15 protein-coding genes and 1 pseudogene are annotated in these 26,339 nt (G+C 47.2%); 15 read left to right on the plus strand and 1 reads right to left on the minus strand.

The genetic code is table 11. The features are described 5' to 3' along the window. Positions 1–169: 169 nt before the first annotated feature. Entirely contained in the window at positions 170–1,798 is a 1,629-nt protein-coding gene (locus VSQ61_RS11020; RefSeq protein ID WP_334344483.1) for a glucosyltransferase domain-containing protein, read from the minus strand. A gap of 690 nt (positions 1,799–2,488) precedes the next feature. Between VSQ61_RS11020 and VSQ61_RS11025 the strand changes: the two genes are divergently transcribed. The 15 genes and pseudogenes from VSQ61_RS11025 to VSQ61_RS11095 all read left to right on the plus strand — a co-directional run bounded on the left by VSQ61_RS11025 (position 2,489) and on the right by VSQ61_RS11095 (position 26,290). Further along, complete coding sequence (locus VSQ61_RS11025) at positions 2,489–4,234, plus strand: ammonium transporter (RefSeq protein WP_334344484.1); 1,746 nt, start codon at positions 2,489–2,491, stop codon at positions 4,232–4,234. Positions 4,235–4,544: 310 nt separating this feature from the next. Next, positions 4,545–6,194 carry a Na/Pi cotransporter family protein gene (locus VSQ61_RS11030; RefSeq protein WP_334344485.1) on the plus strand — a complete coding sequence of 550 codons (1,650 nt, stop codon included), beginning with the start codon at positions 4,545–4,547 and terminating at the stop codon, positions 6,192–6,194. Positions 6,195–6,305: 111 nt separating this feature from the next. Beyond that, a complete protein-coding gene (locus VSQ61_RS11035; RefSeq protein ID WP_334344486.1) occupies positions 6,306–7,571 on the plus strand; it encodes a sensor histidine kinase in 1,266 nt (421 codons plus the stop codon). A gap of 68 nt (positions 7,572–7,639) precedes the next feature. Next, positions 7,640–8,341: a response regulator transcription factor gene (locus VSQ61_RS11040; protein ID WP_334344487.1), complete on the plus strand. Its 702-nt coding sequence runs from the start codon at positions 7,640–7,642 to the stop codon at positions 8,339–8,341. Positions 8,342–8,497: 156 nt separating this feature from the next. After that, positions 8,498–9,343 carry an AraC family transcriptional regulator gene (locus tag VSQ61_RS11045; RefSeq protein ID WP_334344488.1) on the plus strand — a complete coding sequence of 282 codons (846 nt, stop codon included), beginning with the start codon at positions 8,498–8,500 and terminating at the stop codon, positions 9,341–9,343. A gap of 247 nt (positions 9,344–9,590) precedes the next feature. After that, on the plus strand, positions 9,591–10,184 hold the full coding sequence (locus tag VSQ61_RS11050; protein WP_334344489.1) for a TVP38/TMEM64 family protein: 594 nt from the start codon (positions 9,591–9,593) through the stop codon (positions 10,182–10,184). Beyond that, a complete protein-coding gene (locus VSQ61_RS11055) occupies positions 10,181–11,380 on the plus strand; it encodes a glycosyltransferase (protein WP_334344490.1) in 1,200 nt (399 codons plus the stop codon). Before VSQ61_RS11050 ends, VSQ61_RS11055 begins: the two co-directional genes overlap by 4 nt. Before the next feature lie 51 nt (positions 11,381–11,431). Beyond that, on the plus strand, positions 11,432–12,433 hold the full coding sequence (locus VSQ61_RS11060) for an LTA glycolipid anchor biosynthesis glycosyltransferase, IagA/BgsA family (protein WP_334344491.1): 1,002 nt from the start codon (positions 11,432–11,434) through the stop codon (positions 12,431–12,433). A 201-nt stretch (positions 12,434–12,634) separates the two neighbouring features. Continuing rightward, positions 12,635–13,732: a GerMN domain-containing protein gene (locus tag VSQ61_RS11065; protein WP_334344492.1), complete on the plus strand. Its 1,098-nt coding sequence runs from the start codon at positions 12,635–12,637 to the stop codon at positions 13,730–13,732. Positions 13,733–14,664: 932 nt separating this feature from the next. Continuing rightward, the gene (locus VSQ61_RS11070; RefSeq protein ID WP_334344493.1) at positions 14,665–16,152 is read left to right on the plus strand and encodes an alanine/glycine:cation symporter family protein; all 1,488 of its coding nucleotides are present in this window, start codon (positions 14,665–14,667) and stop codon (positions 16,150–16,152) included. A gap of 244 nt (positions 16,153–16,396) precedes the next feature. After that, positions 16,397–16,507, plus strand: a pseudogene (locus VSQ61_RS11075) (ABC transporter ATP-binding protein); the annotation flags it as partial. Positions 16,508–16,609: 102 nt separating this feature from the next. Further along, positions 16,610–20,014, plus strand: a complete 3,405-nt coding sequence (gene addB, locus VSQ61_RS11080) for a helicase-exonuclease AddAB subunit AddB (protein WP_334344494.1) — start codon at positions 16,610–16,612, stop codon at positions 20,012–20,014. Positions 20,015–20,037: 23 nt separating this feature from the next. Then, the gene (addA, locus tag VSQ61_RS11085; protein WP_334344495.1) at positions 20,038–23,649 is read left to right on the plus strand and encodes a helicase-exonuclease AddAB subunit AddA; all 3,612 of its coding nucleotides are present in this window, start codon (positions 20,038–20,040) and stop codon (positions 23,647–23,649) included. A 176-nt stretch (positions 23,650–23,825) separates the two neighbouring features. Continuing rightward, positions 23,826–24,530, plus strand: coding sequence for a FadR/GntR family transcriptional regulator (locus VSQ61_RS11090; protein WP_334344496.1), 705 nt, complete (start codon positions 23,826–23,828; stop codon positions 24,528–24,530). A 404-nt stretch (positions 24,531–24,934) separates the two neighbouring features. After that, positions 24,935–26,290: a GntP family permease gene (locus VSQ61_RS11095; RefSeq protein WP_334344497.1), complete on the plus strand. Its 1,356-nt coding sequence runs from the start codon at positions 24,935–24,937 to the stop codon at positions 26,288–26,290. The last annotated feature ends 49 nt before the right edge of the window (positions 26,291–26,339 follow it).

Here is a 26,339-nt window from a genome sequence, read left to right on the forward strand (position 1 = left end):
GTACAAATGATAACAAAGGCGTTACCAATTCCCGTGGTAATGCCTTTTTTGTATCTTTTGTTAAGGGCAGTTTTGCCCTATCTCTCCCTTTTATATTAGACATGAGACTCCGGCTGTGTTTTTTGTGCGCAGCCGAAGCCTTGAGTCTGATATAATGTATCAAGCTTTTTTAATCCCATCCCCACCAGTCTTCGCTCAGCTTAATAATGAGATATTCCTGGCCGCTTTCTTCGTTGGAGAGTACCTGTATATAATTATCACTGGGATAACAGGGCATTGCATCTACAAGCGCACCAAAATCATTTTGGAAGGATTCAAAGAACAGAGCCTCATCATCTTCGGAAAAGTACTGTTCCATAGGATATCCAAGCTGACTCATAAAATAAACGATTCTGGGCCGATACATGGTTTTCTCCCAGGCATCAAATGCAAATTCTGAGACGCCCATAACATGTCCCCTCATACAGGTATCATTGTAAGGAAGCTCTGGGCGCCCAAGGAACACGGTCTTTAAAAAGAGGGAAGAACTATATTTTCCAGAGTTTTGCAAAGCCAGAAGCTTGCTGTAGATATCACCTGCAAGCTCCTTGTCATACTGATATCTCCACTCATCTGTATAATAAAGGCGGTTGCAGTAACTAAGCTGAGCAGAGAAATCCTTCCATAATAAAACAACAAGGAACAGAGCAGCACCTCGGCGAATCCATAGTTTTACGCTTGCTTCAGTGAGATTCTTTTTTTCCGGCAGCATAAAAGTAATCATGTAAAGGATGCATCCCTGGCTAAAAGGCAGAAGAAGCTGCATTCTGTCAGGAATCAAACCTCCATATATAAGGATGAAAACGGATGGGACAGCAATAATAAAAAGTTCAACTAGAATAAATAAGAAGGCAGAGCCCGTCCATTTCCGTTTCCCTGTATATAGCTGATAGAACGTGAGGATAAGCAGAAGCAGAGCAAAGTAAGGGTAGAGCCCTGTTGTATAGGGCGGATTATTTCCGCATAAGCCTCTGAGCGTATCCAGGCATAAGCGGGCGGCCTCTGAGGTTTCCATCAGGTTCCACCACATTTGGCTTTGAAGATAGTCGGTTCCATCTAAAAAAAACAGATTCGATATAATGAGATAGATAAGAAAGCCGCACAGGAATACAGAAGCATGATATAGGATCCACAAGAGCTGTTCCCTGACAGTATGCTTTGACTTGAAGGCGGATAATAAAAATATGGCAGCGATTGCAGTAACATAAATCATAATCAGAACCTGATAACAGGAAAAAACAGGCTGCATAAATGCAACCGCAAAGACAATATAATACCATTTCCGATGAAAGGCGCTCCTTGCTTTTTCTGCCAATGATATAATAATGGGTATTAAAATGCAGCTAAACAGAACCTGTGGACTTTGATTCAAAAAGTAAATCTGTGCAGTCCAAAAGGGTGAGATAACAAAAGAAAGGCCAAGCAGAAAAAGTGGAAGAACACAAACGTCTTTTCCGCTGGCGTTCCAAAACAGATATCCAAAGGAAATAGGGGCAAGTATGAGAAATAATATAACCAAAGCCTGCGCATAGTAGAGATTAAACCATTCAAGTCCCAGCAATTGTCCCAGCCAGACCAGACCCTGACGGCCTAAAGAGTTAAAATTGTGAACGCCGCTCATAATGAATTCAGTATCAATACCAAATCGCTCAGAAAACAGAAGAGAGCCATGGCACAGGAAGACGGATGCGGCAATTAATAGAATTGCCCAGGAGGTTCTGCGGATATAGGACTTAATGGAATTCCATTCATTGATCATTATTTTTGTACGCTCCAGACTACTTTTTTGTAGTATTGTACCACAATATGAGGTTTTAGTCTATTTATCCTTGCAGGATTTTGGGAGACTGCGGCGGTGTACGGGCATAAGCTCGATTCTGTTTTGCTCATAGCCCCATAAATGGGAGGATGCCAGGCAGCTAGTCTGCCTGGCATTTATTATGAAAAAGTTTATTCAAAAAATAGTAATTGCTTACTAGGGGCTGTCATGTTGTTTTTTGTCTTGCTTTATCTTATGGTCTTATTATATAGAATAGAAATGAATGGATTATGTTAATCAATTTAACGTTTTTTGAAAGATATGTGAATAAAATATGAACGTGGTTATGGTTGGATTCATTTGGAGGCATTGTAGGGATTTCGTTTGTTTGCGTGGATATGAAGTCATGAAAAGGATAAATTTTGTGAAAATTTCCAGATATATAAATTTTTTAACAATAATTTTTTGGAACATCCTACCATTGACTTTCAAAATGGGAGGGGTATAATAAGGGTCATATCAAAGGAGATTTTGATGAACGGAAATCGTTCATGGAAATCTCCTTTTTTATATTTCTTAATTTACAGGGCGGCCGCCTGTATGGAAGCTGTATTCACAGAAAAGAAGCTGGTTATCAGACAGCAATCCTTTTGGAATGCGAAAGAGCCAGAACAAAGAGGAGGAAATGTTATGACAGAAGAATTAATGAATGCTGTAAGCGGCCAGGTTTTCGCAGTCTGGTTTTTAATAGGCGCAGCGCTGGTATTTTGGATGCAGGCAGGCTTTGCCATGGTTGAGACGGGCTTTACCCGGGCAAAGAACGCAGGAAATATTTTAATGAAGAACCTGATGGACTTCTGTATTGGTACGGTCGTGTTTATTCTGATAGGCTTTAGCTTATTATTGGGCGAGGACTTGATGGGGCTGATTGGAAAGCCGGGCTTTGATATATTTACCGGCTATGAAAGCTTTGACTGGTCAAACTTCGTGTTTAACCTGGTATTCTGTGCCACCACAGCAACCATCGTTTCCGGCGCAATGGCAGAGAGAACAAAGTTTTTATCCTACTGTATCTATTCGGCGGTGATTTCCGCCCTGATTTATCCCATTGAGGCACACTGGATCTGGGGCGGCGGCTGGCTCTCGCAGATGGGCTTTCATGATTTTGCCGGTTCCTGCGCCATTCATATGGTAGGCGGTATTTCCGCACTTATCGGAGCAAAGATTCTCGGTCCCCGTATCGGAAAATTTGTAAAGGATAAGGATGGAAACATAACAAAGGTAAATGCATTTCCGGGACACAATCTTCCCATTGGATGTCTGGGCGTATTTATCCTCTGGCTGGGCTGGTACGGCTTCAACGGCGCTGCGGCAACAAGCGTAGAGCAGCTTGGCTCCATCTTTGTAACAACCACAGTTGCTCCCGCAATTGCCACTGTAGTTTGTATGATATTTACCTGGATCAAATATGGAAAGCCAGATGTATCCATGAGCCTGAATGCATCCCTGGCCGGTCTGGTAGCCATTACTGCTCCCTGTGATGTTACGGATGTGACGGGGGCCCTGATAATTGGCGCAGTATCCGGTGTGCTGGTAGTCTTTGGTGTTTGGCTTTTGGATTATGTGCTGCATATTGACGATCCCGTAGGCGCCGTAGCCGTACACTGCTTAAACGGCATCTGGGGAACCATTGCGGTGGGACTCTTTGCAACCACCTCCGCACCGGGCAATGACAGTCTTATCGGCTTGTTTTACGGCGGCGGTTTTGAACTGCTCGGCATTCAGCTCATAGGCTTTATCGCAGTAGCGGCCTGGACAGCCGTAACTATAACCATCGCATTTTTCATCATTCGGGCAGCCATCGGTCTTCGTGTATCCGAGGAAGAAGAGATCATAGGACTGGATTCCTGCGAACACGGTCTTCCATCCGCCTATGCAGGCTTCAGCATCATGGATATCGCCAACACCATGACCATGGAAATAAACGAAAATACCAACCTTGGCGTAGAGGATTATGATGCGGCATCCAATGCACAGAGAAACGCCGCCGTAAAAGTAGCAGAAGCCCCCATCTCTCCTTCCGGCATCTACAAAGTATCCATTATCGCCAAGCTGTCCCGGTATGACAAGCTTAAGAAAGCTATGAATGACATCGGCGTAACCGGAATGACCGTCACCCAGGTTATGGGCTGCGGTGTACAGAAGGGAGCCGGCGAGCGCTATCGGGGCGTAGAGATGGATGCCACCCTGCTCCCGAAAGTAAAAGTAGAAGTAATCGTAGGAAACATCCCGGTAGACACCATAATAGAGACAGCCAAGAGGGTTCTCTACACAGGACATATCGGGGACGGCAAGATCTTCGTCTACAATGTAGACCGGGTAGTAAAAGTCCGCACCGGTGAAGAGGATCTGGCAGCGCTGCAGGATGTGGAATAAACAACAAAACATATTTAAGTCACTTGCGTATACTAACTTATTAGCTTCATTAATAAGTTCCGGTTATTTCAAAAACCAGGGACAGCCATAAAACAGATCCGCCGGCTTTTCCGATATCAGGTGTCCGCCTGTTCTCGAAAAAGCCGGCGGATCTGTTTTATGGCTGTCCCGTCCGTCCTCAAAATACACCCCTCCCCATACATACTTTACACAGAATTTACAAATACTGCGATTGTATTTTACATCCCTCTGTTATTCTGATTCGGACCACAAATAACAAAAAATGTAAAATACACACGGAGGAAACCACATGCAGCATATAGAAATGCTATTCCGCTTTATCGGCGGTCTTGGAATGTTCTTATATGGTATGAACGTAATGGCAGACGGCCTGCAAAAATCCGCAGGAGGCCGTATGCGCCATCTCCTGGAAGTGCTTACAAAAAATCGCCTTATGGGAATCCTTTTGGGCGCAGCAGTCACCGCAGTTATCCAAAGCAGCTCCGCCACCACAGTCATGGTCGTAGGCTTTGTCAATGCCGGCCTTATGAACCTCACCCAGGCGGCCGGCATCATCATGGGAGCCAATATCGGAACCACCATCACCGCATGGGTCGTATCCATGAGCGAGTGGGGAAGCGCATTAAAACCCGAATTTTTTGCCCCCCTGCTAATCGGAATTGGTGCATTTCTCATACTCTTTTCCAAAAAAGAAAAGGCACGGGAGCTAAGCGAGATCCTCATGGGCTTCGGCATCCTGTTCATCGGTCTGAGCTTCATGTCCGGCGCCATCACTCCCTATCGGGATGCGCCCATCTTTTCCGAAGCCTTTCGAATCTTAGGAGGAAATCCCATCCTTGGAATCCTCACAGGACTTGCAGTGACAGCCGTAATCCAAAGCTCATCCGCCTCTGTAGGTATTCTCCAAACCCTTGCGGCAAATGGAGTCGTGACCTGGAACTCAGCAATCTATATCACCCTGGGTCAGAACATCGGAACCTGCGTTACAGCATTGCTGTCAAGCCTTGGGGCACAGCGGACAGCCAAACGGGCGGCGGCAATCCATCTGCTCTTCAACGTTATAGGAGCAGTCATATTCGGCGGAATTATGTTCAGCATATTTACCCTGAACCGCACGCTGGCGGCATCCTCCATCAGCAGTGTACAGATCTCCGTCTTCCATACAGTCTTCAACATAACAAACACCCTCATTCTATTCCCATTTGCCAACTGGCTGGTAAAGATGTCAGGGCTTCTGGTAAAGGGAGAAGAAGAAACGGAAGAAGAGAAAGAGGAAGAATACGGACTTCCTCATCTGGACGAGCGTATTTTGGAGACCCCATCCTTTGCGGTAGAGCATGCGGCAAAAGAAGTAGTGCGCATGGGTGAGCTGTCCTGTCAGCATGCGAAGCTAGTCTTTGATGCAGTCCGCACGGGCAATCAAAAACGAGTTGACAAAGCTTATCAAATAGAAGAAACTATGAATAAGTACGAAAGTCGAATGACAGAATACCTGGCTAAAATCAGTACCACTTCCCTGACCGATCACCAGAGACAGGTGGTGGGGAACCTTGTTTATACAGTGAGCGATATTGAGCGAATGAGTGATCACTGTGATAACATTGCGGAAATGGCAGAACGAATGATTCAGGAGAGGCTGACCTTTTCCATGGAAGCTATGGAAGGTCTGGAAGAGCTAGAAGGGCTGGCGCTGGACTCTATGAAAGCATCCATATTAGCCCGGCAGACAGAGAAAATAGCTTATGTGCAGCAGACCATACAGCTGGAGGATGAGGTTGACGATCTGGAAGAGGAACTTCGGGAGAAACACATCGAACGTTTATCCCGGAATCAATGCTCCGCCGCTAGGGGAGTGATTTACCTGGATATCTTAAGCAATATAGAGCGAATTTCAGACCATGCCAATAACATTGCAGGCTATGTGGCGGATGAGATATAGCAACAAAAACAGCGGCCCATTGAACAGTGCCGGAGGGACTTACGGGCACATGGTCTTAAGACCGGAAGCCTTTTCCATATAAAAGGTGCGGGGAATAGGAACGTCATGGATTTGAAAAAGAAATTTTTAATCGGCTATGCGGTGGCTGCGGTAATAGCCTTGCTGGCCTTTGAATATGCATTTTGGAGTAATGGATTTACCTATCTGGAAAAACAGAGCGAAGTCGGATATCTGACCCAGGCGGAGCTGCTTCGGGATATTCTTTTGGAAGAGGATACCAGGGGTGTGTTTCCCTCCGGTGAGGAATTAAAAGATTTTGCAGAGCATTACGGAGAAAAATACAATATAAGAATTACGATTATAGATGAAAAAGGACAGGTGCTGGGAGACTCTAAGGGGGCCGGACAGGTGATGAGCAACCATTTGGATCGGGAAGAGGTGCAAAAAGCATTATCCGGCGAGAGCAACAGCATCATTCGCCGTTCATCCACTTTCGGGATGGATTACTGCTACTGTGCGGTACCTTTGCGTGTGAAAAGCTTTCGGGGTGTGCTGCGAACGGCCATTCCCATGGAGGAGCTAAAGAATATGGATGATGAATTTTTTCGCTCCACCATATTAGCCATTGCAATCCTGCTGTTACTGGTACTTTCCCTGATCATGTATTTTCGAAAATATCTGTCGGCTACGAAAGCGGTAGAAAAGCAGCGTCGGGAGTTTGTTTCCAATGTAACCCATGAACTGAAAACACCTCTGACTTCTATCCGGGGATTTGTGGAAACCCTGAAAAATGGGGCCTTGGAGGACCCGGAATGTGCAGGAAGGTTTCTGGATATTATTGACATTGAGACGGAGCGTCTGGGGAATCTGATTGATGACACACTGCTGCTTTCCGAGATTGAAAATAAAAAAGATGTGCGGCAGGAGCCCTGTGATGTCAATAAGGTGATTGAGGAAGTGGTGGAGCTTCTGACACCAAAGGTAAAGCCCCATGTGCGTCTGATCTTCACACCGGATTCCAGCGTGCGTCCCTATACCTGCAATCGAGATCGCTTGAAGCAGCTTCTGATTAATCTGGTGGACAACGGACTGAAAGCTACGGAATTCGGAGCAGTGACCATTAACTGCAGGAGTACGCCAAAAGATTTGGTGCTGGAGATCACCGATACGGGAATCGGCATGGAGGCAGAGCAGACAGAGCGTATCTTTGAGCGGTTTTACCGTGTGGACAAGGGACGTTCCAGAGAACAGGGAGGAACGGGCCTGGGGCTGTCTATCGTGAAGCATATTGTGGAACTATATAAAGGCACGATTCAGGTAAAAAGCCGCCCGGGGGAGGGAAGCGAATTCCGGGTGGAGCTGCCCTATTATTTCTGAGAGTGGAATACATGTCTCTTTAGGACAGGAGAACTTTGCCTTGCAACATGATAAAATGGGAGGAACATATGGGAAAGCAGGTTATTCTAACCATTGATGACGAGCAGCATATACGGGAGCTTCTGGAATACAATCTGACAAAGGCAGGCTATAAGGTTCTTGGGGCGGAAACGGGAGAAAAGGGTCTGGAGCTTTTAAAGAAAGCACAGGTGGATCTGGCGCTGCTGGACTGCATGCTTCCGGGGATAGACGGAGTCGAGGTGCTACGGAGAATCCGAGCTGATTCTATGCTCGCTTCTCTGCCGATTATCATGCTGACTGCAAAGGGAGATGAGATTGACAAGGTTCTGGGACTGGAGATGGGGGCGGATGATTATTTAAGCAAGCCCTTTGGCATCCGGGAGCTGGAGGCCAGAGTCAAGGCCCTTTTGCGCAGAAGTACCCCCGGAAAAACGGAAGTCCAGTCGGAGCCTAAGCTTCTGGCAGGGGATTTGGAGATCGATCATGGGGCTCGGGAGGCAAGGCTTCGGGGAGAGCCTGTTACCCTTTCCCTAAAAGAATATGAGCTGCTGTATCTTTTGGCCAGCCATCCAAACAGGGTATATACAAGGGAGCAGCTTTTGGAACAAATATGGGGTTACGCTTACTTAGGAGAAACCCGGACAGTGGACGTTCACATCCGCAATCTGCGGAGGAAGCTGGAGCGGATTGCAAAAAAGCCGGAGTATATTCAAACGGTTCGGGGGATTGGGTATAAATTTGTAAAATGACAATGAAGCAAACCTCTCTTTTTTGTGCAGGAATAGAGAGGAAACAGAGAAGAAAATATTTTATAATAGTGTGTGAAAACAGACGATTTTAAACGCATTCATTGGACTGCGTCAGTTTTGTCCAATGAATGCCAATGGAAAGCAGGAGGTATTTTCATGGAATGGGTGGAACGGTTAAATGACAGCATGCGCTACATAGAGGAGCATCTGACGGAGGAGATGGATTATGAGCGGCTTGGGAGGATTGCCTGCTGCTCCGCATATCATTTTCAGAGGATGTTTACCTATATGGCCGGCATTACCCTGTCCGAATACGTTCGAAGAAGAAAAATGTCCCTTGCTGCAGTGGATCTGCAGGGAGGAAAGGAAAAAATCGTGGACATTGCGGAAAAATACGGCTATCATTCTCCCACGGCCTTTAACCGGGCCTTTCAGGGAGTTCATGGGATAGCGCCCTCCGCAGTTCGAAGCGAGGGCGTATCCGTGAAATCCTTTCCGCCTCTTGCATTTACCATTGCGGTGAAAGGAGCAGAGGAAATGAATTACCGTATTGAAACAAAGGAGAGCTTTCGCATTGTAGGCGTATCAGCGCCCTTGCAGCAGGAGGTTGAGAAAAATTTTATGGTAGTGCCCCAGATGTGGCAGGATGCAGTCACAAACGGAACCATAGAAAAGCTGGCCGGCTTGATGGACACACCTCCCATGGGTCTTTTGGGCGTGAGTGCCTGCGGCAACGAGGAGCAGTGGAAATACTTTATAGCCGTTTCCAGTACAAAGAAGGCAGAGGGCTTTGAGGAATATCAGATACCGGCGTCTGCCTGGGCCATTTTCCCGGGAAGCGGAACCAATCAGTCCATTCAGGAGCTGGAACAGCGGATTATCAGTGAATGGCTGCCAACCTCGGGCTATGAATATGCAAATGCGCCGGATGTTGAGGTTTATCTCAATCCGGACCCGCAGAATGCCCAGTATGAGGTGTGGATTCCCGTAACAAAAAAATAAGAAATCAGGAAAGAAAGCACAGAGCCAATTGCTTGTGAAGCAGCACAGGGGATTAGTTCTGTGCATTTTTTGTGCTTACTTTTGTACTTTTTAAAGAGTAGAATTTTTCCAAAAGTGTCGAAAATTCTTAATATTCATTTAAGAATCAGAAAAATAATTAAAATTGTGAAGAAATAAGGGTAAAATAATCGTTTAGAAAGATAGATAAGCAAATCAAAGAAGAATGACAGCAAAGGAGGGAGAGAAAATGACCCAAAAGAAACAGAAGATTATAAATCTAATTACCTGGGGCTCCATGGCAGCGCTTTTGATTTTTACCATATATGGCATAAAGACGGGAATATTTACGGATCGAAGTCAGATGGAGGCGCTTGTGGCAAAAAGCGGAATCTACGGTCCGTTGATATTTGTACTGATCCAGATCATACAGGTAGTCATTCCTATAATTCCCGGAGGGATTTCCTGCGCCGTGGGCGTTATCCTGTTCGGTGCCTGGGAGGGGCTGCTCTACAATTACATTGGAATCGTCATCGGTTCCTTTATTAACTTCTATCTGGCCAGACGATACGGAAAATGCTTTGTACAGGCATTTGTAAAGGAAGAAACCTACGAAAAATATGCAGGCTGGCTGGAACGGGGAAAGAAGTTTGACCGTTTTTTTGCCATGGCAATTTTCTTCCCCTGTGCGCCGGATGATTTCTTGTGCATGCTGGCAGGACTTACCCGTATGTCCTGGAAGAAGTTTGGAACCATTATAATATTAGGAAAGCCTGCGTCCATTGCCATGTACAGTTTGGCATTGCTTTACACGGGAAGCTGGCTGGGAGGATTGATAGCATGAAAATTTTGATTACAACCGATTTATTCCGCTCCACCATCAACGGCGTGGTAACCTCTGTGCTGAATCTGGAGAGAGAGCTTGCAAGGCAGGGACATGAGGTGCGGATTTTGACCGTATCCGATACGGGAAAGGCTTACCAGGAGGAAAATGTGTGGTATCTCCGCTCTGTTCCGTCCGGAATCTATCCGGGGGTGCGCATTCCGGTACCGGGAGACGGATCCTATCGGCGGGAGCTGACGGAATGGATGCCCGATATCGTTCACAGCCAGTGTGAGTTCTGCACTTTCAGCTATGGAAAACGGATTGCGGAGGATACGGGAGCTGTCTTTATACATACCTGCCATACTCTGTATGAGCAGTATACAAAATATGTTCCCATGGGAAAATATCTGGGTCCTGCAGCCGTAGCCGCATACATGCGCTGGCGGCTTCGCCCTGTAGATCGGATCATTACTCCGACTAAAAAAGTGGAGAGAACCTTTCTAAGCTATGGGGTGGAAAAGAAAACAGCCATCATTCCCACGGGAATCCAGCTGAAAGAGTTTTCTGCTCCCATACCCGGGGATATGCTTTCCGAAATCCGAAAGGAATGTAAAATAGAGCCGGATGTTCGGATCGTCCTGAGCCTGGGGCGCCTTGGATTTGAAAAACGGGTGGACGAGCTGCTGCGCAGCTGGAAAGAGGCGGATATCTCCGGCCAGGAAGCCATACTTTTGATTGTAGGCGGCGGTCCGGCGGAGGATAGTCTCCGGAGACTGGCCGGGGAACTGGGGCTTGAGAAGCAGGTTTATTTCTATGGAATGGCAGAGCCTAAAATGGTTCCGGCTTTTTACCGGATGGCGGATTTGTTTGTCTGTGCATCCACCAGTGAAACACAAGGCTTAACTTATGTGGAAGCGCTGGCAAGCGGCCTGCCTTTGGTCTGCCGCAGAGATCCCTGTTTGACCGGAGTACTGGATCATGGAGAGAATGGCTATTCCTACCGGGGCAGAGAAGAATTTAGCAGCTATGTGAAAGAGATTTTAAGAGACGGGCAAAAACGAGAGCGGATGAGCATTCATAGCCGTGAACTTGCAAAAGCTTTTGGAACGGAGGCTTTTGGGCAGGCGGTTAATCGTTTATATAACAGCAGCATCCGGGAGAGTCTCCCGGCGGAGCCGGGGACACACGCTTTCGGTGACCGGAAATTCATCTAGCAGTCCGTACTGTTCCGGATGCTGCGGTACTGGAATGGAGGTTGAGGGTACATGAAAGTTCTTTTGTATTCGAAGAATCAAAAGCTGCTTTCCCGAAGCGGAATCGGGCGGGCTATGCAGATGCAGAGAGACTCCCTTGAAGAAAATGGCGTGGAGGTCACGGATAATCCGGAGGAGGATTATGATATTCTGCATTTGAACAGTATTTTTCCCAGTGATTACCAGATGGCGAAAAAGGCGAAGAGAGCCGGAAAGAAAGTGATTTATCACGCTCATTCCACCAGGGAGGATTTTGAAAATTCATTTACAGGATCCAATCTTTTGGCGCCCCTCTTTCAGAGGTGGCTGGTAAAATGCTATGAGCTGGGAGATTTGATTCTTACACCCACGGCTTATTCCCGCTCCCTTTTGATAAGCTATGGGATTCGCAGGCCCATTGCCGTGATTTCCAATGGGGTAGATACTTTTCGCTTTCAGAAAAATATGGCTGTGCGCAGCCGGTTCAGGAGAGAGTACGGCTTTACGGAGACGGATCGGGTCATTCTTTCCGTAGGGCTTTACTTTGAACGAAAGGGAATCCTGGACTTTGTGGATATGGCCCAGCAGATGCAGGAGTACCAGTTTATTTGGTTCGGCTACACGCCGGATATTCAGATTCCCGGAAAGGTGCGAAAGGCCGTGCGCACCCGCCTGCCGAATCTGACCTTTGCAGGCTATGTGTCTCCGGAAGAGATACGGGAGGCTTACAGCGGCAGTGATCTGTTCTTTTTCCCGTCCTACGAGGAAACGGAGGGGATTGTAGTTCTGGAGGCCCTTTCCTGCGAGATTCCGGTTTTGCTCCGTGACATTCCCGTTTACCAGGGATGGCTTAAGAACCGGGCGGATGTGTACAAGGGAAGCAGCCAGGCGGAATTTGAACGTTTGATCAGCCAGATTTTGGAGGGGGAGCTGCCGAATTTAACCACTCGTGGAAGACAGAGGGCTATGGAACGGGACGTGTTCCGGCAGGCAAGAAAGCTGTATCAGCTGTATGCAAAGGCAGCTGTTCTGTAGAGTGATGAAAAACAAATGATAGAAATTTTTCGGCATAAAAAGGGGAACAGGAAAAAAACGGAAACAATCGGAAAAATTTAATTGGAAACGTGATTTTTCTTCATAAAAAATTAAGGTGTTGCTGTTATGCTTATCTGAAAGGATGAATGATAGTAATACCTTAATTTTTTCGTTTTATGAGGCAGAAAAGGGGTGAAAGGAATGAAAAAGAGTATACTTTTATGGGGGATGATGCTTCTGATTCTGTTAACAGCGGCTTGCGGCAACAGGAAAAGCGCACAAGATCCCATGGCGCTTCCTGCGAAAGAGGACTCGGAAAATACCGGTTCATCCGGAATCCCCATCCGCATCTATTACAGCGATGAAAGCGGAGAACCCCTTTGCGTCAGCATGACCCGGACAGAAGAGATTACCCCGGAGATCCTGCTTTTGAATCTGTCTTTTTACCAAATGGTTCCGGATACGGCATCTGTTCAGGGCTTTGAACAGAGAAAGCAGGAGGATGGTCTTATGCTGATGCTGGATCTGTCGGAGGATTTTGAGACGTATCTCTCCGGTTTGGATGCGGCCGGGGAAGCGGCGGCAATGGGAAGCCTGGTAAACACCTTTCTGGACGCCTATCAGGGAAGCTCCATTCTTATAACCGTAGAGGGAGAGACGCTGAATACTGGTCATGGTGTTTACAGCGAGGCCCTTGAGCTTTATCCCTATGAAGAGGCATCCTATCATGTGGAGGAAAAGAAATTGTCCCGGAATCAGATACAGATTTCTTATCCCCAGATTGCCGGACTTTCTGACGGGGAAGCAGAGAAGAAATGGAATGAAACCATCCGTGGACATGCCGAGAAAGCCTTAAGCGAAGCTGAAGAGGGAAGCAGCATGGAGGTCACTTACTCGGTAAAGACCATGAATGATCAGATGCTTTCCATACTGATAGAGGGTCTCTACAGTCAGAAAGATGAGACGGACCCCGCCCGCTTCTGCTACACCTATAATATTGACATAATTTCCGGAGAAAGCGTCCGCCTGGCTTACTGCCGGGATACGGATGAACTGGCGAAAAAGCTTTTAGAGGGGAACGGATATACGGCGGAAGGTGAGCTTGACTGGGAGCTTAAGGAGCGTCTGACAATCCTTTACGGAGATAAGGAGCAATTGGCAGATGCACTGAGAAGCTTTGACTATGGTGAGAATCGGGAAACGCCTCAGGGCTTTTCCTACCATGAGGACGGGCAGATCCATTTGTGTATAAAAATACCCCATGCCCTGGGGGATTATGTGGACGTGATTCTGGAATGAATTTGTATGAAATTAATAGAATATTTCTGAAAATTAAAATAATTAATATAAAATAATAAAATGATACAATTAAAAATAGAAAAAATAAAATTTTTTCCAAAAAAGTGTTGACAAATTAAAAATACCGGGTTATAATGATTTCAACATAAGAAATACAAAACACCACATAATCTAATCGATATATAAAAATATATTTCATATAGATGTGAGGTGAAAAATTAAGAATAGGAGGTACGGACCAACAAAAACTTAACGAATTACCTCATAATTTAAGAAAAGGAGGTACGGGCCAAAGTACAGTTAGGTTAGGCTTTCTACTATAAGATAAGAAACGGATGTAACACACATCTGAATCAAAAACTATAGTAAGAAGAAAGCCAGGGACAAAAAAGTTCGACGAGAATCGGTAAAATAGAAGCAGCCGGAAAAGAAGTAAAGAAGAAGAAAAGAAAACCGGAAAAGAAAATCTTATGATTACAGAGGGGAAAAGCCGAGAACAGAAGAAGTCGAACAAGAGAAGTCAATAAGACTTCGGAAAATTACCAACTGAAGAAAAAATTTTCGAGAGCAGAAGTTCCCGGAAGAAAAATTCAGAATGGTAAGCGCAACTTGAAAACCCGGCAAAGAAAAGAGGTATAGGTCCAATGGACAGCATAGTTTAACAGAGGGTATCAGAAGACAATACGTACTGATACCCTCTAATTCTGTCTTAAATAAAGAATTCGTCAGCCGAAATTCAATCTAACACTTTACAACTCTAAAGTTCCGTGGTAGAATATCACCAGATTTCCGTTGAAATAAAATAGATTGATGATAACTTCGCAGGAGAGGTAACAGGGACTCCTGCGTTTTTTAATAGGATTTATGAACTGAATAAAAGGAATCACGGCTTGAATTATGGAAACGGAAGAAAACAGAGGAGGAAGTGTGTTATGATAGAATTTATCACAAATGTCAACAGTTTTGTCAATAATATTGTCTGGGGCTGGCCGGCCCTGATTTTGCTTTCCTTTGTGGGCGTGCTGATGACTTTTTTGACAAAGTTTTTTCAGTTAAGCCATATTGGTCATTGGTTTAAAATGACCTTAGGGGCGATTTTCAAGGACAAAGGAGTTATGGGGCATACGAAAGACAGTTCCATTTCCCAGTTTCAGTCTTTATGCACCGCACTGGCGGCTACGGTAGGAACGGGTAATATCGTAGGCGTGGCGGGAGCTATTATGGCAGGTGGTCCGGGAGCCGTATTATGGATGTGGCTGATTGCCTTTTTCGGCATGATGACCAATTACTCTGAGAATGTGCTGGGCATCTATTACCGGCGCAAAAACAGCGCCGGTGAGTGGTCCGGAGGGGCCATGTATTATCTCAGGGATGGTCTGGGTGCGAAAAAGGGATGTAAAGCCATTGGTTCTGTTCTGGCGGTGCTGTTTTCCGCCTTTTGCTTTTTGGCATCCTTTGGCATCGGAAATATGACTCAGGTAAATTCCATTTCCGGCAATATGAATTCCGTATTTGGCGTGCCTGTATGGATTACCGGTATTGTGGTTCTGGTTTTGGGCGGCCTTGTCATTGTAGGAGGATTGAAACGGATCGCTTCGGTTACGGAGAAGATTGTACCTTTTATGGTGGTTTTGTACATAGTGGGAAGTGTTGTGATCTTCTTTACCAATATCTCTCAGGCAGGAGCCGTGTTCAGTGCCATTTTCCAGGGAGCCTTTGGGCTGAAAGCGGCAGGCGGCGGTGTGGTTGGTTATGGCGTGAAGCTGGCCATTGAGCAGGGTATGAAACGTGGCGTATTCTCCAATGAAGCGGGTCTGGGTTCTTCTGTTATGGTACATTCCAGCTCCAACGTCAGCGAGCCGGTACGTCAGGGGATGTGGGGAATCTTTGAGGTATTTGCGGACACGATCGTTGTCTGTACGCTGACTGCCTTTTCCGTATTGTCCTCAGGACTGGTTGATCTGGAGACAGGCGTGGCGGCAGCCGAGTATGGCGGCATCGAACTGACAAAGGCAAATATCGTTTCTACGGTCTTTTCCATACATTTTGGTAAAGTGGGAGCGGGCTTTGTGGCTGTTGCAATTATGCTGTTTGCTTTTTCTACGGTATTGGGCTGGAGCCACTATGGAAGTAAAGCATGTGAATTCCTGTTTGGAGAGAAGTTTACCATTATATATCGGGTAATTTTTGTGCTGGCTATTTACGGCGGCGCTGTGATGGGGGACAACCTGGCCTGGGATCTGGCGGATACCTTTAACGGTATGATGATGATTCCCAACCTGATTGGCGTTCTGGTGCTGTCTCCGCTGGTTTACAAGATTACAAGGAATTATGTGGATCGGGTGCTGAAAGGGAAAGATGAGAAGCCTATGCTGTCCGCATTTCCGGAGATTCAGAAAGAGCAGGAGAAAACATTGTAGACGGAACGCATGTTTATCTGAGACATGGAAGACAAAAATAAGCCGGCTGACTTTTTTATAACCAATGTATGTTTTGGGAAAAGCTATAAGGAAAAACGTACGGAACTGGGATATAAGAAAGTTGGCCGGCTTATTTTTGCGGGATTTTTTTCTGTATAAAGGAATTTTCAAAATTCTGGCATTTCTTTGGTGCTGACTTCTTTTTCTGTTTGTGTTACACTTAAAAATGCAGGCGTATGTGATGCTTTTTATAGATAGGAAAGACATCAGCAGTTTTCGAAAGAAAGCTCTTACGGCTTATCGCCGGGATGATGTTGGTTTTGTATTCCGATTTTACAATTTGGTGCAGAATCTTGTTCATGCACAGAGGCATTTATGGACGCATGTACTTGCGGCCGGAAATGTCTCTAAGTAAAGGTGTATGAAAAAGATTCTGCGGAACTGGAATGGAGAAGATATGTCACTTCAATTTATTTTAGGAAATTCGGGGGCCGGAAAATCCCATACCCTTTATCAGAATATTATCCGGGAGTCCAGGGAGAACCCGGAACAGAAGATCTTGGTACTGGTGCCGGAGCAGTTTACCATGCAGACTCAGAAAGAGTTGGTAACCATGCATCCGGACGGCGGCATTCTTAATATTGATGTATTAAGCTTCCAGCGTCTGGCTTACCGTGTATTTGAGGAAACGGGAACCCGTGTGGGAAAGGTTCTGGAGGAGACAGGCAAGAACCTGGTGCTTCGCAAACTTGCCCAGGAGCATCAGGAGGAGCTTAAGATCCTAAGCGGAAATCTGAAAAAGACGGGCTATATCAATGAGATCAAGTCGTTAATCTCGGAGCTTACCCAGTATGCGGTGTCAGAGGAAGAGCTTGAGCGCTTCACGGAGTCCAGTAAAAAAAGACCTCACCTTTATTGGAAGCTTCGGGATCTGCAGGTGCTTTACAGGGCATTTCATGCCTACCTGGCGGATCAATATATTACGGCAGAAGAGCTTCTGGAGGTATTATGCCAGGTTGTGGAGCGTTCGGAAATGGTGCAAAGCAGTTTTATTGTTCTGGACGGTTTTACGGGCTTTACTCCCATTCAAAATAAATTAATGCAGAAGCTCATACGGTATGCGAAGAAAGTTACGGTGACAGTTACCATAGACAGCCGGGAGGATCCGTACAGATCCCAGGGCGAGCATCAGCTTTTTTCCCTGAGTAAAAAGACCATTTCCACATTAATGAGTCTGGCCCGGGAGGTGGGAGCTGATATAGAGGATGCCTTGGTCATAAAGCCCTCCAATCAGTCACGGTTTGGCAGGGCGAGCGCTCTGTCTGCTCTGGAACAGAACCTGTTCCGCCCTCATCGGAGGTCCTTTGGGGAGAAGCAGGAACAGATAAGTCTTCATCTTCTTCGCAATCCCGAGGAAGAGGTAGGCTGGACGGCTTTAAGGATCTGCCGCCTGATTCGGGAGCAGGGCTTTCATTATCGGGATTTTGCTGTCATTACGGGCAATATGGAGGCTTATGGACACTGTCTGGAGCGGATATTTCCGGAATATGGAATCCCTTGTTTCCTGGACTACAAGCGAAGTGTCCTTGGAAATCCGTTTATTGAGTTCCTGCGGTCGCTGCTGGAGATGACGGAGCAGGACTTTACCTATGAGACCGTATTTCGTTTCTTAAGAAGCGGGCTGTCAGGCATGAAGCGGGAGGATACGGATCTTCTGGAAAACTATGTCCTGGCCCTTGGGATTCGGGGGAGGAAAAAATGGGAAAACCGTTTTATACGCACCTATGGAAGCTTAACGGAAGAAGAGCTTTTCCGGATTGACGATCTCAGGCAGCAGTTTGCCAGTATGGTTCTGCCCTTTGGAGAGGTTATGAGGAAAAAGGGGGTGGATGTATTCACACGTACTGCGGCTCTTTACCGGCTGATTGAAAAGCTGGAAATTCAGAAGAAATTGGCAGCCTTTGAGGAGCGCTTTCAAAAAGAGGGCAATCAAGTACTGGCAAAGGAATACCATCAAATCTATCCCATTGTTATGGATCTTTTGGATAAGTTGGTAGATCTTCTGGGAGATCAGAAGCTTTCCGCAAGGGAATACCGGGAGATTCTGGAGGCCGGATTTGCGGAAGCCCGTGTAGGAGTAATTCCTCCGGGGGTAGATCAGGTGGTGGCCGGCGATATGGAGCGTACCCGCCTTAAGGATGTAAAGGTGCTTTTTTTCCTGGGTGTAAATGAGGGAAATGTGCCGAAAAACACCTCTCGTACGGGACTTTTGTCCGATATGGAACGGGAGCAGCTAAAGGCACAGGGCATGGAACTGGCGCCTACGGCAAGGGAGCAGGGATATATTCAGCGGTTTTATTTATATTTGAACCTGACAAAGCCCTCCAAGAGACTTTATGTGTGCTGCAGTCTTTTGGACGGCGGCGGAAAAGCCCTGCGCCCGTCTTATCTGATGAATGTGTTAAAGGGAATGTTTCCGAACATGGAGCTTATGAGGGAAGAGGGATGGAAAAAGGAGGCTTTTGCAACGCCCAGGGAGGGTCTTCGTCTTTTGATTGAGGGCCTGCGCTCTTACCGTGCCGGGGAGGAAAGTGAAAAGTTTTATGAGCTGTATCGGTGGTATGCTTCCAGGGAGCAGTACGAGGAAAAGCTTTCCAAGCTTTTACAGGCGGCTTTTTCCCGGCATACAGATAGTCATCTGGGGCGTGCGGTAGCTCATGCCCTGTACGGAACGGTGCTGGAGAACAGTGTCACAAGGCTTGAGCGGTATGCGGCCTGTGCTTACGCTCATTTCCTTATGTATGGCCTGAGGCTTTCGGAACGGGCCCTGTATGAGTTTGCACCGATGGACATGGGAAATATATTCCATGAGACTCTGGAGCTGTTTTCCAAGCGGCTTGAGGAGAGCGGCTATACCTGGAGGGATATTCCCGAAGAGATCCAGGGAGCCTGGGTGGAGGAATGCATGGAGCTGGTGACCTCAGATTATGGAAATACCATTCTTAAAAGCACAGCCCGAAATGCTTACGCCGCAGAGAGGATGAAACGGATGATGAAGCGGACCGTCTGGGCTCTTGGGAGGCAGATTGAAAAAGGTCTGTTTACGCCGGAGAATTATGAGATCGTCTTTTCCGGAGTGTCAGATCTGGATGCAGTGAACATTGCACTTTCCCCGGAGGAACAGCTTCGGCTTCGTGGACGGATTGACCGTATGGATATTTGTGAGGAAGAAAAGAATGTCTATGTAAAGGTGGTAGATTATAAATCGGGAAATACCTCTTTTCAGCTTGTGTCCCTGTATCATGGGCTGCAGCTTCAATTGGTGGTTTATCTGAATGCGGCTATGGAGCTGGCGGCAAGGGAGCATCCGGATAAAGAAATCCACCCGGCAGGAATCTTCTACTATCAGATAGAGGATCCTGTGCTGGAACAGGAGGCCGGAGGGCCGGCGGAGAACCTCAATGAACGGGTAATGGAAAAGCTTAAGCTGTCCGGATTGGTAAACAGCGATCCGGAGGTTATTCAAAAGCTGGATCGGGATATGCCGGGAAAATCCTCCGTGCTTCCTCTGTCTTATAATAAGGACGGCAGTCTTCGGGCAGGATCCAGTGTGGCGGCGGAGCGGCAGTTTCGGGATTTGTCTTCCTTTGTCAATCGAAAGATCCAAAAGATAGGCTCCGAGATACTGGAGGGGCAGATGGAGGTGAATCCTTACGAGATGAAAGGCAGAACTGCCTGTGATTACTGTGCCTATAGAGGTGTATGCGGTCTGGACTCCAAGGATGAGGGATACGGCTTCAGGCGTTTGAAAGCCTTTGAGGATTCGGAGGTTTGGGAGCGGATAGAGAAAGAAATACAGTAAAGACTGGAATGGAGAACGTAAAAATGAGCGTCAAGTGGACAGAGGAACAGCAAAAAGTCATTGATGTGCGGAATAAGGATGTGCTGGTGTCGGCAGCAGCCGGGTCCGGCAAGACGGCGGTGCTGGTGGAGCGGATTTTATCTTTGGTCTGCGCAAAAGGTGAGGGGGATGCGCCCATAGATGTGGATCAGCTTCTGGTAGTAACTTTCACCAATGCGGCGGCGGCAGAAATGCGGGAGCGGATCGGCCTTGCCCTTACAAAACAGTTGGAGGCAGAGCCGGAAAGCGTGCATCTGCAGAAGCAGCAGACCTTAATTCACAATGCCCAGATTACTACCATCCATAGCTTTTGCCAGTATGTGATTCGGAATTATTTTCATCAGCTGGATTTGGATCCCTCTTTCCGAATCGGTGAGGAAGGAGAGCTGAAGCTTCTAAAGGGAGAGGTATTAAAGGAACTTCTGGAAGAGCGTTATGCACAGGACAGCCCGGAATTTGTGAATTTTGTAGAAACCTATGCAGTGGGAAAAAGTGATGCTGTCATTGAAGATCTGCTCCTGCAGCTCTACGAGTTTTCCATGAGCTACCCGTATCCCTCAAAATGGCTGGAAAGCTGTATGGATACCTATCAGGCGGCGTGCAGGGAGGATTTGGGTCAAAGCAAATGGATGGAATTTCTGCTGGAATATGCAGGAAAACTTTTGGCAGGTTGGAGGGAAGAGCTAAAGGGGGGACTTGAACTCTGCAAAGAGACAGATGGTCCTTATATGTACCAGGAGGCTCTTTTAAAAGATTTGGAACAGGTGGAAGAACTCTGCGGCTGTCATACCTATGAGGAATATCAGGAGATTTTGGAAAACTTGGCATTTGCCAGACTTTCCGCTAAACGGGATGAAAATGTAGATGAGGGGAAGAAAGCCCGGATTAAGGATCTTCGGGACCGGATGAAAAAGAGTTTAAAGACTTTGAGAGAAGCCTATTTTTCCTGCTCTTTGGATGAGGTATGGGAGCTTCTGCAAATGGCAGCTTCCCCTACGGAGGTTCTGATTTCTCTTGTAAAGGAATTTATAGAGCGGTACCAGGAGAAGAAGCGAAACAAGAATCTGGCGGATTTTTCCGATCTGGAGCATTTGGCGCTGGAAATTCTGGTGGCTGATGTGCGGGAGGAAGCCGGACGCTTTACGGTAACGGTTACAGATGCGGCCAGAGAGCTTTCCGAGCGCTATGTACAGATTATGATTGATGAATATCAGGACAGCAACCTGATGCAGGAGATTATTCTAAACAGTGTAAGCCGAAGAGAAGCTGGCAGCCAAAATGTGTTCATGGTGGGAGATGTAAAGCAGAGCATCTACCGGTTTCGACTGGCACGGCCGGAACTGTTTATGGAGAAATACCGCTCCTATCCCCAGACGGACGAGGGAACGGCTATACGAATCGATCTTCATAAAAACTTCCGAAGCCGGGAAGAGGTGCTTCAGGGAGTCAATGAGATTTTTTATAGCCTGATGACGCCTGGTGTAGGAGGGATTCTCTATGATAAGGCGGCAGCCCTCTATCCGGGGGCTTCCATGCCGGAGCCGGAGCAGGTGATGAACGGACCGGAGCTTTTGCTATTGGATGGAGATGCACCGGAGCTTTCCGATGAGGAGAGGGATTTGACTGTGAGGGAAATAGAAGCCTATGGGGCGGCCCGGCGCATTAAGGAGCTTCTTGCCTGCCAGCAGGTATGGGATGCGGGAAAAGAGAGCTTTCGGCCTGCGTCTTATGGGGATATTGTGATCCTGCTCCGCAGCCTGACCGAATGGGGGGATGTGTATGCCCGGGTGCTGACGGAGGCAGGAATTCCGGCTCATACGGAGTCACGGACCGGATATTTTACTACCATTGAGATAAAGACCCTTTTGAATCTGCTTCGGGTGGTGGACAATCCAAGACAGGATATTCCTCTTGCGGCAGTATTGAAGTCTATGATCGGGGGCTTTACGGATGTGGAGCTGGCTCTTGTGAAAAGCCGGTATCCTGACAGGCCGTTCCATGAGGCGTGTATAAGCTTCTGGCAGGGGGAATATGGCAAAGAGGAATTGGGACAACGGCTGCAAGCATTTTATAAACGGCTTAACCGCTATCGAAGCAAGGCGGAGTATCTTCCCATCCATGAGTTTCTCTGGTTTGTACTGGAAGATACAGGCTACGGCGATTATCTGGCGGCGCAGCCGGGAGGGGAACAGCGTGAGGCCAATGTGCGGATGCTGATAGAGCGTGCCATTGCCTTTGAGAAGACCAGCTATCGGGGACTGTTTCATTTTGTACATTATATGGAGCAGCTTCAAAGCTATCAGGAGGATTTTGGCGAAGCCGGAATTACCGGAGAAAATGAGGATGCGGTGCGCATTATGACCATTCATAAGAGCAAGGGATTGGAATTTCCCATTGTCATTGTGGGCGGTCTTGGCAAAAGCTTTAACAGGCAGGATACCAGAAGCCGGGTGGTGATTCATCCGGATCTGGGGCTTGGAGTAGATTATGTGGATACCAGGGAACGGGTGAAAATTCCCCTGCTGCCTAAGAAAGTTTTGCAAAGGGCGCTGGATCTGGAAATGTTGGGAGAAGAGCTTCGGGTGCTCTATGTGGCATTTACCAGGGCAAAGGAAAAATTGATTCTTCTGGGGAGCGCAAAGAAGCTGAATGAGAAGCTGGAGCAAAACCAGGGGACACAAGGGAACGCTCAGCTGCCGTTTTCCAGGCTTTCTTCGGCAGGAACCTACCTGGACTGGATTTTGCCGGCAGCCGCAGGCACCAGCTTTGCTTTGTCCCAGGTACAGCCGGAGCTTTTGTTGGAGGAGACTATCGGAGAACAGATCTCAATGGAGGAGCTGAGGGAACGGCTTGGCCGTCCGGAAGAGCTTCCGGGCAGAGACGAAGCATTTGCAAGGGAACTGGAGGAACAGTTTGGAGAGGGATATCCCTATGAGGAGGAAACCTCCCTGAGAGTAAAGGTGAGTGTCTCCGAGCTTAAAAAAGCGGGGCAGACGGAGGATGAGGACGTGGACACCCTTTTGTATCCCCAGGAGGAGATTGTTCCTTATATCCCCCGGTTTATGCAGGAGGAGGAGCCGGTCAGCGGAGCAGCCCGTGGTACGGCCTACCACCGGGTATTGGAGTGTCTGGATCTGTCGGGTCTCTATCACTCTGACCGGGTACGGGAGGCCATCGGAAAGCTGGTTGAGGATGGAAAGCTTACGAAAGAGCAGGCGGATGTGGTTCGGCCTTATGATATTTATGCCTTTGGAAAGACGGACCTGGCGAAGCGCATGATGGCGGCAAAGGGGTGCGGACAGCTTCGCACGGAACAGCCCTTTGTGATTCAGCTTCCGGCCTGTGAGCTGGACTTAGGTTACACCAGCAGGGAACCGGTGCTGGTGCAGGGAATTATTGATGCCTATTTCTATGAGGATGACGCCATTGTGGTAGTGGATTATAAGACGGATTATGTGCAGCAGGGAGAAGAACTGCTGGAGAAATACGGGCGGCAGCTGGATTATTATGAGATTGCTTTGCAGAAGCTGACCGGAAAGAGGGTGAAAGAGAAAGTAATCTATTCTTTTTGCCTTGGAAAATGTGTAAAACGGTAAAGGCTGGAAATTCTTTTGATAAGGGGGTATACTAAAACATGGCGGATTGCCGTTTACGCCCGGCATCATGAGATTTTGTTAAGTTTAGGAAGACTTTAGAGCCGGATTTTAGAGCTTAAGGTAATGGTATTGCGTCTGAGCAGGAATAAGGAGACAGCGGCGAAAGGGATAGATTTATGTACCAGATTGAAAAGATGAATAAAAAACTTCTGGCTTCTCAGGTTGAGGAGGAGTTGATGAATTATATTCTCCACGAACCTGTGGAAATCGGAGAGAAGATTCCAAATGAATATGAACTGGCGGAAAAATTCGGTGTGGGAAGAAGCACCATTCGTGAAACCATAAAAAGCCTGGTAACAAAAGGCATTCTGGAGGTCCGGAGAGGATCCGGAACCTATGTGATCAGTAAAAGCACTTTTGAAGAGGATCCTTTGGGGCTGGCAAGATTTACGGATAAGTATAAGCTGGCGCTGGAGCTTTTTGAAGTGCGGCTGATGCTGGAGCCGGAGATTGCGGCCCTGGCCAGTGATTATGCGCTGCCGGAGGAAAAAGAGGAATTAAAACGTCTCTGTGACGAGACGGAGCAGCAGTATCTTTCCGGAAAAAACCATACTTTAAAAGATATTGAGTTTCATACCTGTATTGCAAAATGCAGCAAAAACCGGGTGGTGGAATTGCTGCAGCCCATTATTCAGACTGCGATTGTCACTTTCGTGAATTTAACCAACCGGCGTTTAAAGGAGGAAACGATAGAGACACACCGTGAGATTACAAATGCCATTCTGAGAGGAGACCCGGTAGGTGCAAGATGCGCCATGATTATGCATTTGACTTATAATCGTCAGATGTTGATGAAAATGATGGAAGAAAAAGATGAATAAATCAGGGTCAGACTGCACAGACTATGGAATGCAAGCGAATTTTGATAAAGTGCAGATGGCTGACAAAATATATAATACTGGTAAATATAAACAAAAATAAGGTGGATTTCCTCTTTGAATCCATCTTTTTTTGTTCAAAAGGGAGAAAAGGAAGAAAATACATCAGATGTATTGACTAAAAAATAGAGAAAATATATAATAATTTCAATACAACATATGACGTCAGATGTTAAAAAGAAAACGTAACTCACAGAATATTTACTGCTGGACGGTAAAGCTGCGAAAGCGCACGAGAGGAACTTTCATGAGTGCACTTTCGAATGAAAGTTTCTCTCATAGGTGTGCGCTGAAGTGATTTTACCCTTTCGTGCTGCCCGGCAGCAATTTAAAAAGGAGGATTTGTTATGGACGCTACGGTAACCCTTAATCCCACCAGACTTGTCATAGCGGCAATTATAGGCCTGGCGCTGCTTTTGCTGCTGATTATTAAGTTTAAGATTCATGCGATGCTTTCCATTCTGATTGGTGCGGTTGTCATCGGCCTGGTGGCCGGAATGCCCTTTACGGATATTGTTACGGCGGTGGATGACGGTATTGGCAACACCTTAAAAGGGATTGCACTATTGGTAGGACTTGGCTCTATGTTCGGCGCAATTCTGGAGGCTTCGGGCGGGGCCCAGACCCTGGCTGTCACCATGGTAAATAAGTTCGGAGATCAAAAGGCAGCCTGGGCTTTGGGAATCACCGGCCTTGTTATTGCCATGCCGGTATTCTTTGATGCGGGACTGATTATTCTGATTCCCCTGGCATTTTCACTGGCAAAAAGAACGAAACGCTCTTCTTTGTTTTATGTGATTCCGCTTCTGGCAGGTTTGGCCGTAGGTCATGCGTTTATTCCTCCCACACCTGGTCCGGTACTGGTAGCTACTATGCTGGGGGTAGACCTTGGGTGGGTAATTCTGGTAGGTGTTTTCTGCGGTATCTTTGCTATGATTGTGGCTGGTCCTGTGTGGGGCTCCATCTGCGGCAAAAAATTTGATGTGGCAATTCCGGAGCATGTGGCTAATCAGGAAGACTTTGACGAATCCAAGCTGCCCGGCTTTGGTACGGTGGCAGGCATCATTTTGATTCCCCTGGTGCTGATTGTATTGAAGTCTCTGGCAAGCGTAATCCCGGCTTTAAGCAGTGCCGAGTCCCTGTTGAGCTTCCTGGGTCAGCCTTTTGTGGCGCTTCTGATTGCAACACTGGCAGCTATGTTCCTGCTTGGAACAAAACACGGTTATACTCTGCCGGAGCTGGAAAAAATAATGACAAAATCGCTGGAGCCTACAGGCCTGATTCTTCTTGTAACGGCCTGCGGCGGCGTGCTCCGCTACATGCTCCAGTATTCCGGACTTGGTGAGGTCATCGGAAACGCAGTGGCATCCGCAAATCTTCCTCTTGTGCTGGTAGCATTTTTGGTAGCTGCGCTGGTTCGTATCTGTGTAGGCTCCGCAACGGTGGCTATGACAATGGCGGCGGGAATTATTGCGGCAATGCCCGGCATATCGGAGCTTTCTCCCATGTACCTGGCATGTGTGACAGCGGCGGTGGCCGGCGGTTCTACCGTATGCTCCCACTTTAATGATTCCGGATTCTGGCTGGTGAAATCTCTGGTAGGACTGGATGAGAAGACTACCCTGAAGACATGGACCATTATGGAAACCCTGGTGGGCGGAACCGGATTTGTGGTGGCACTGATTATTTCATTCTTTGTGTAAATTGCGGAACTAAAACAGCAGCATCATGTAGAGTGCCAGAAAGAATTCC

This window comes from Candidatus Merdisoma sp. JLR.KK006 (assembly GCF_036941035.1).
Classification (GTDB): domain Bacteria; phylum Bacillota; class Clostridia; order Lachnospirales; family Lachnospiraceae; genus Laedolimicola.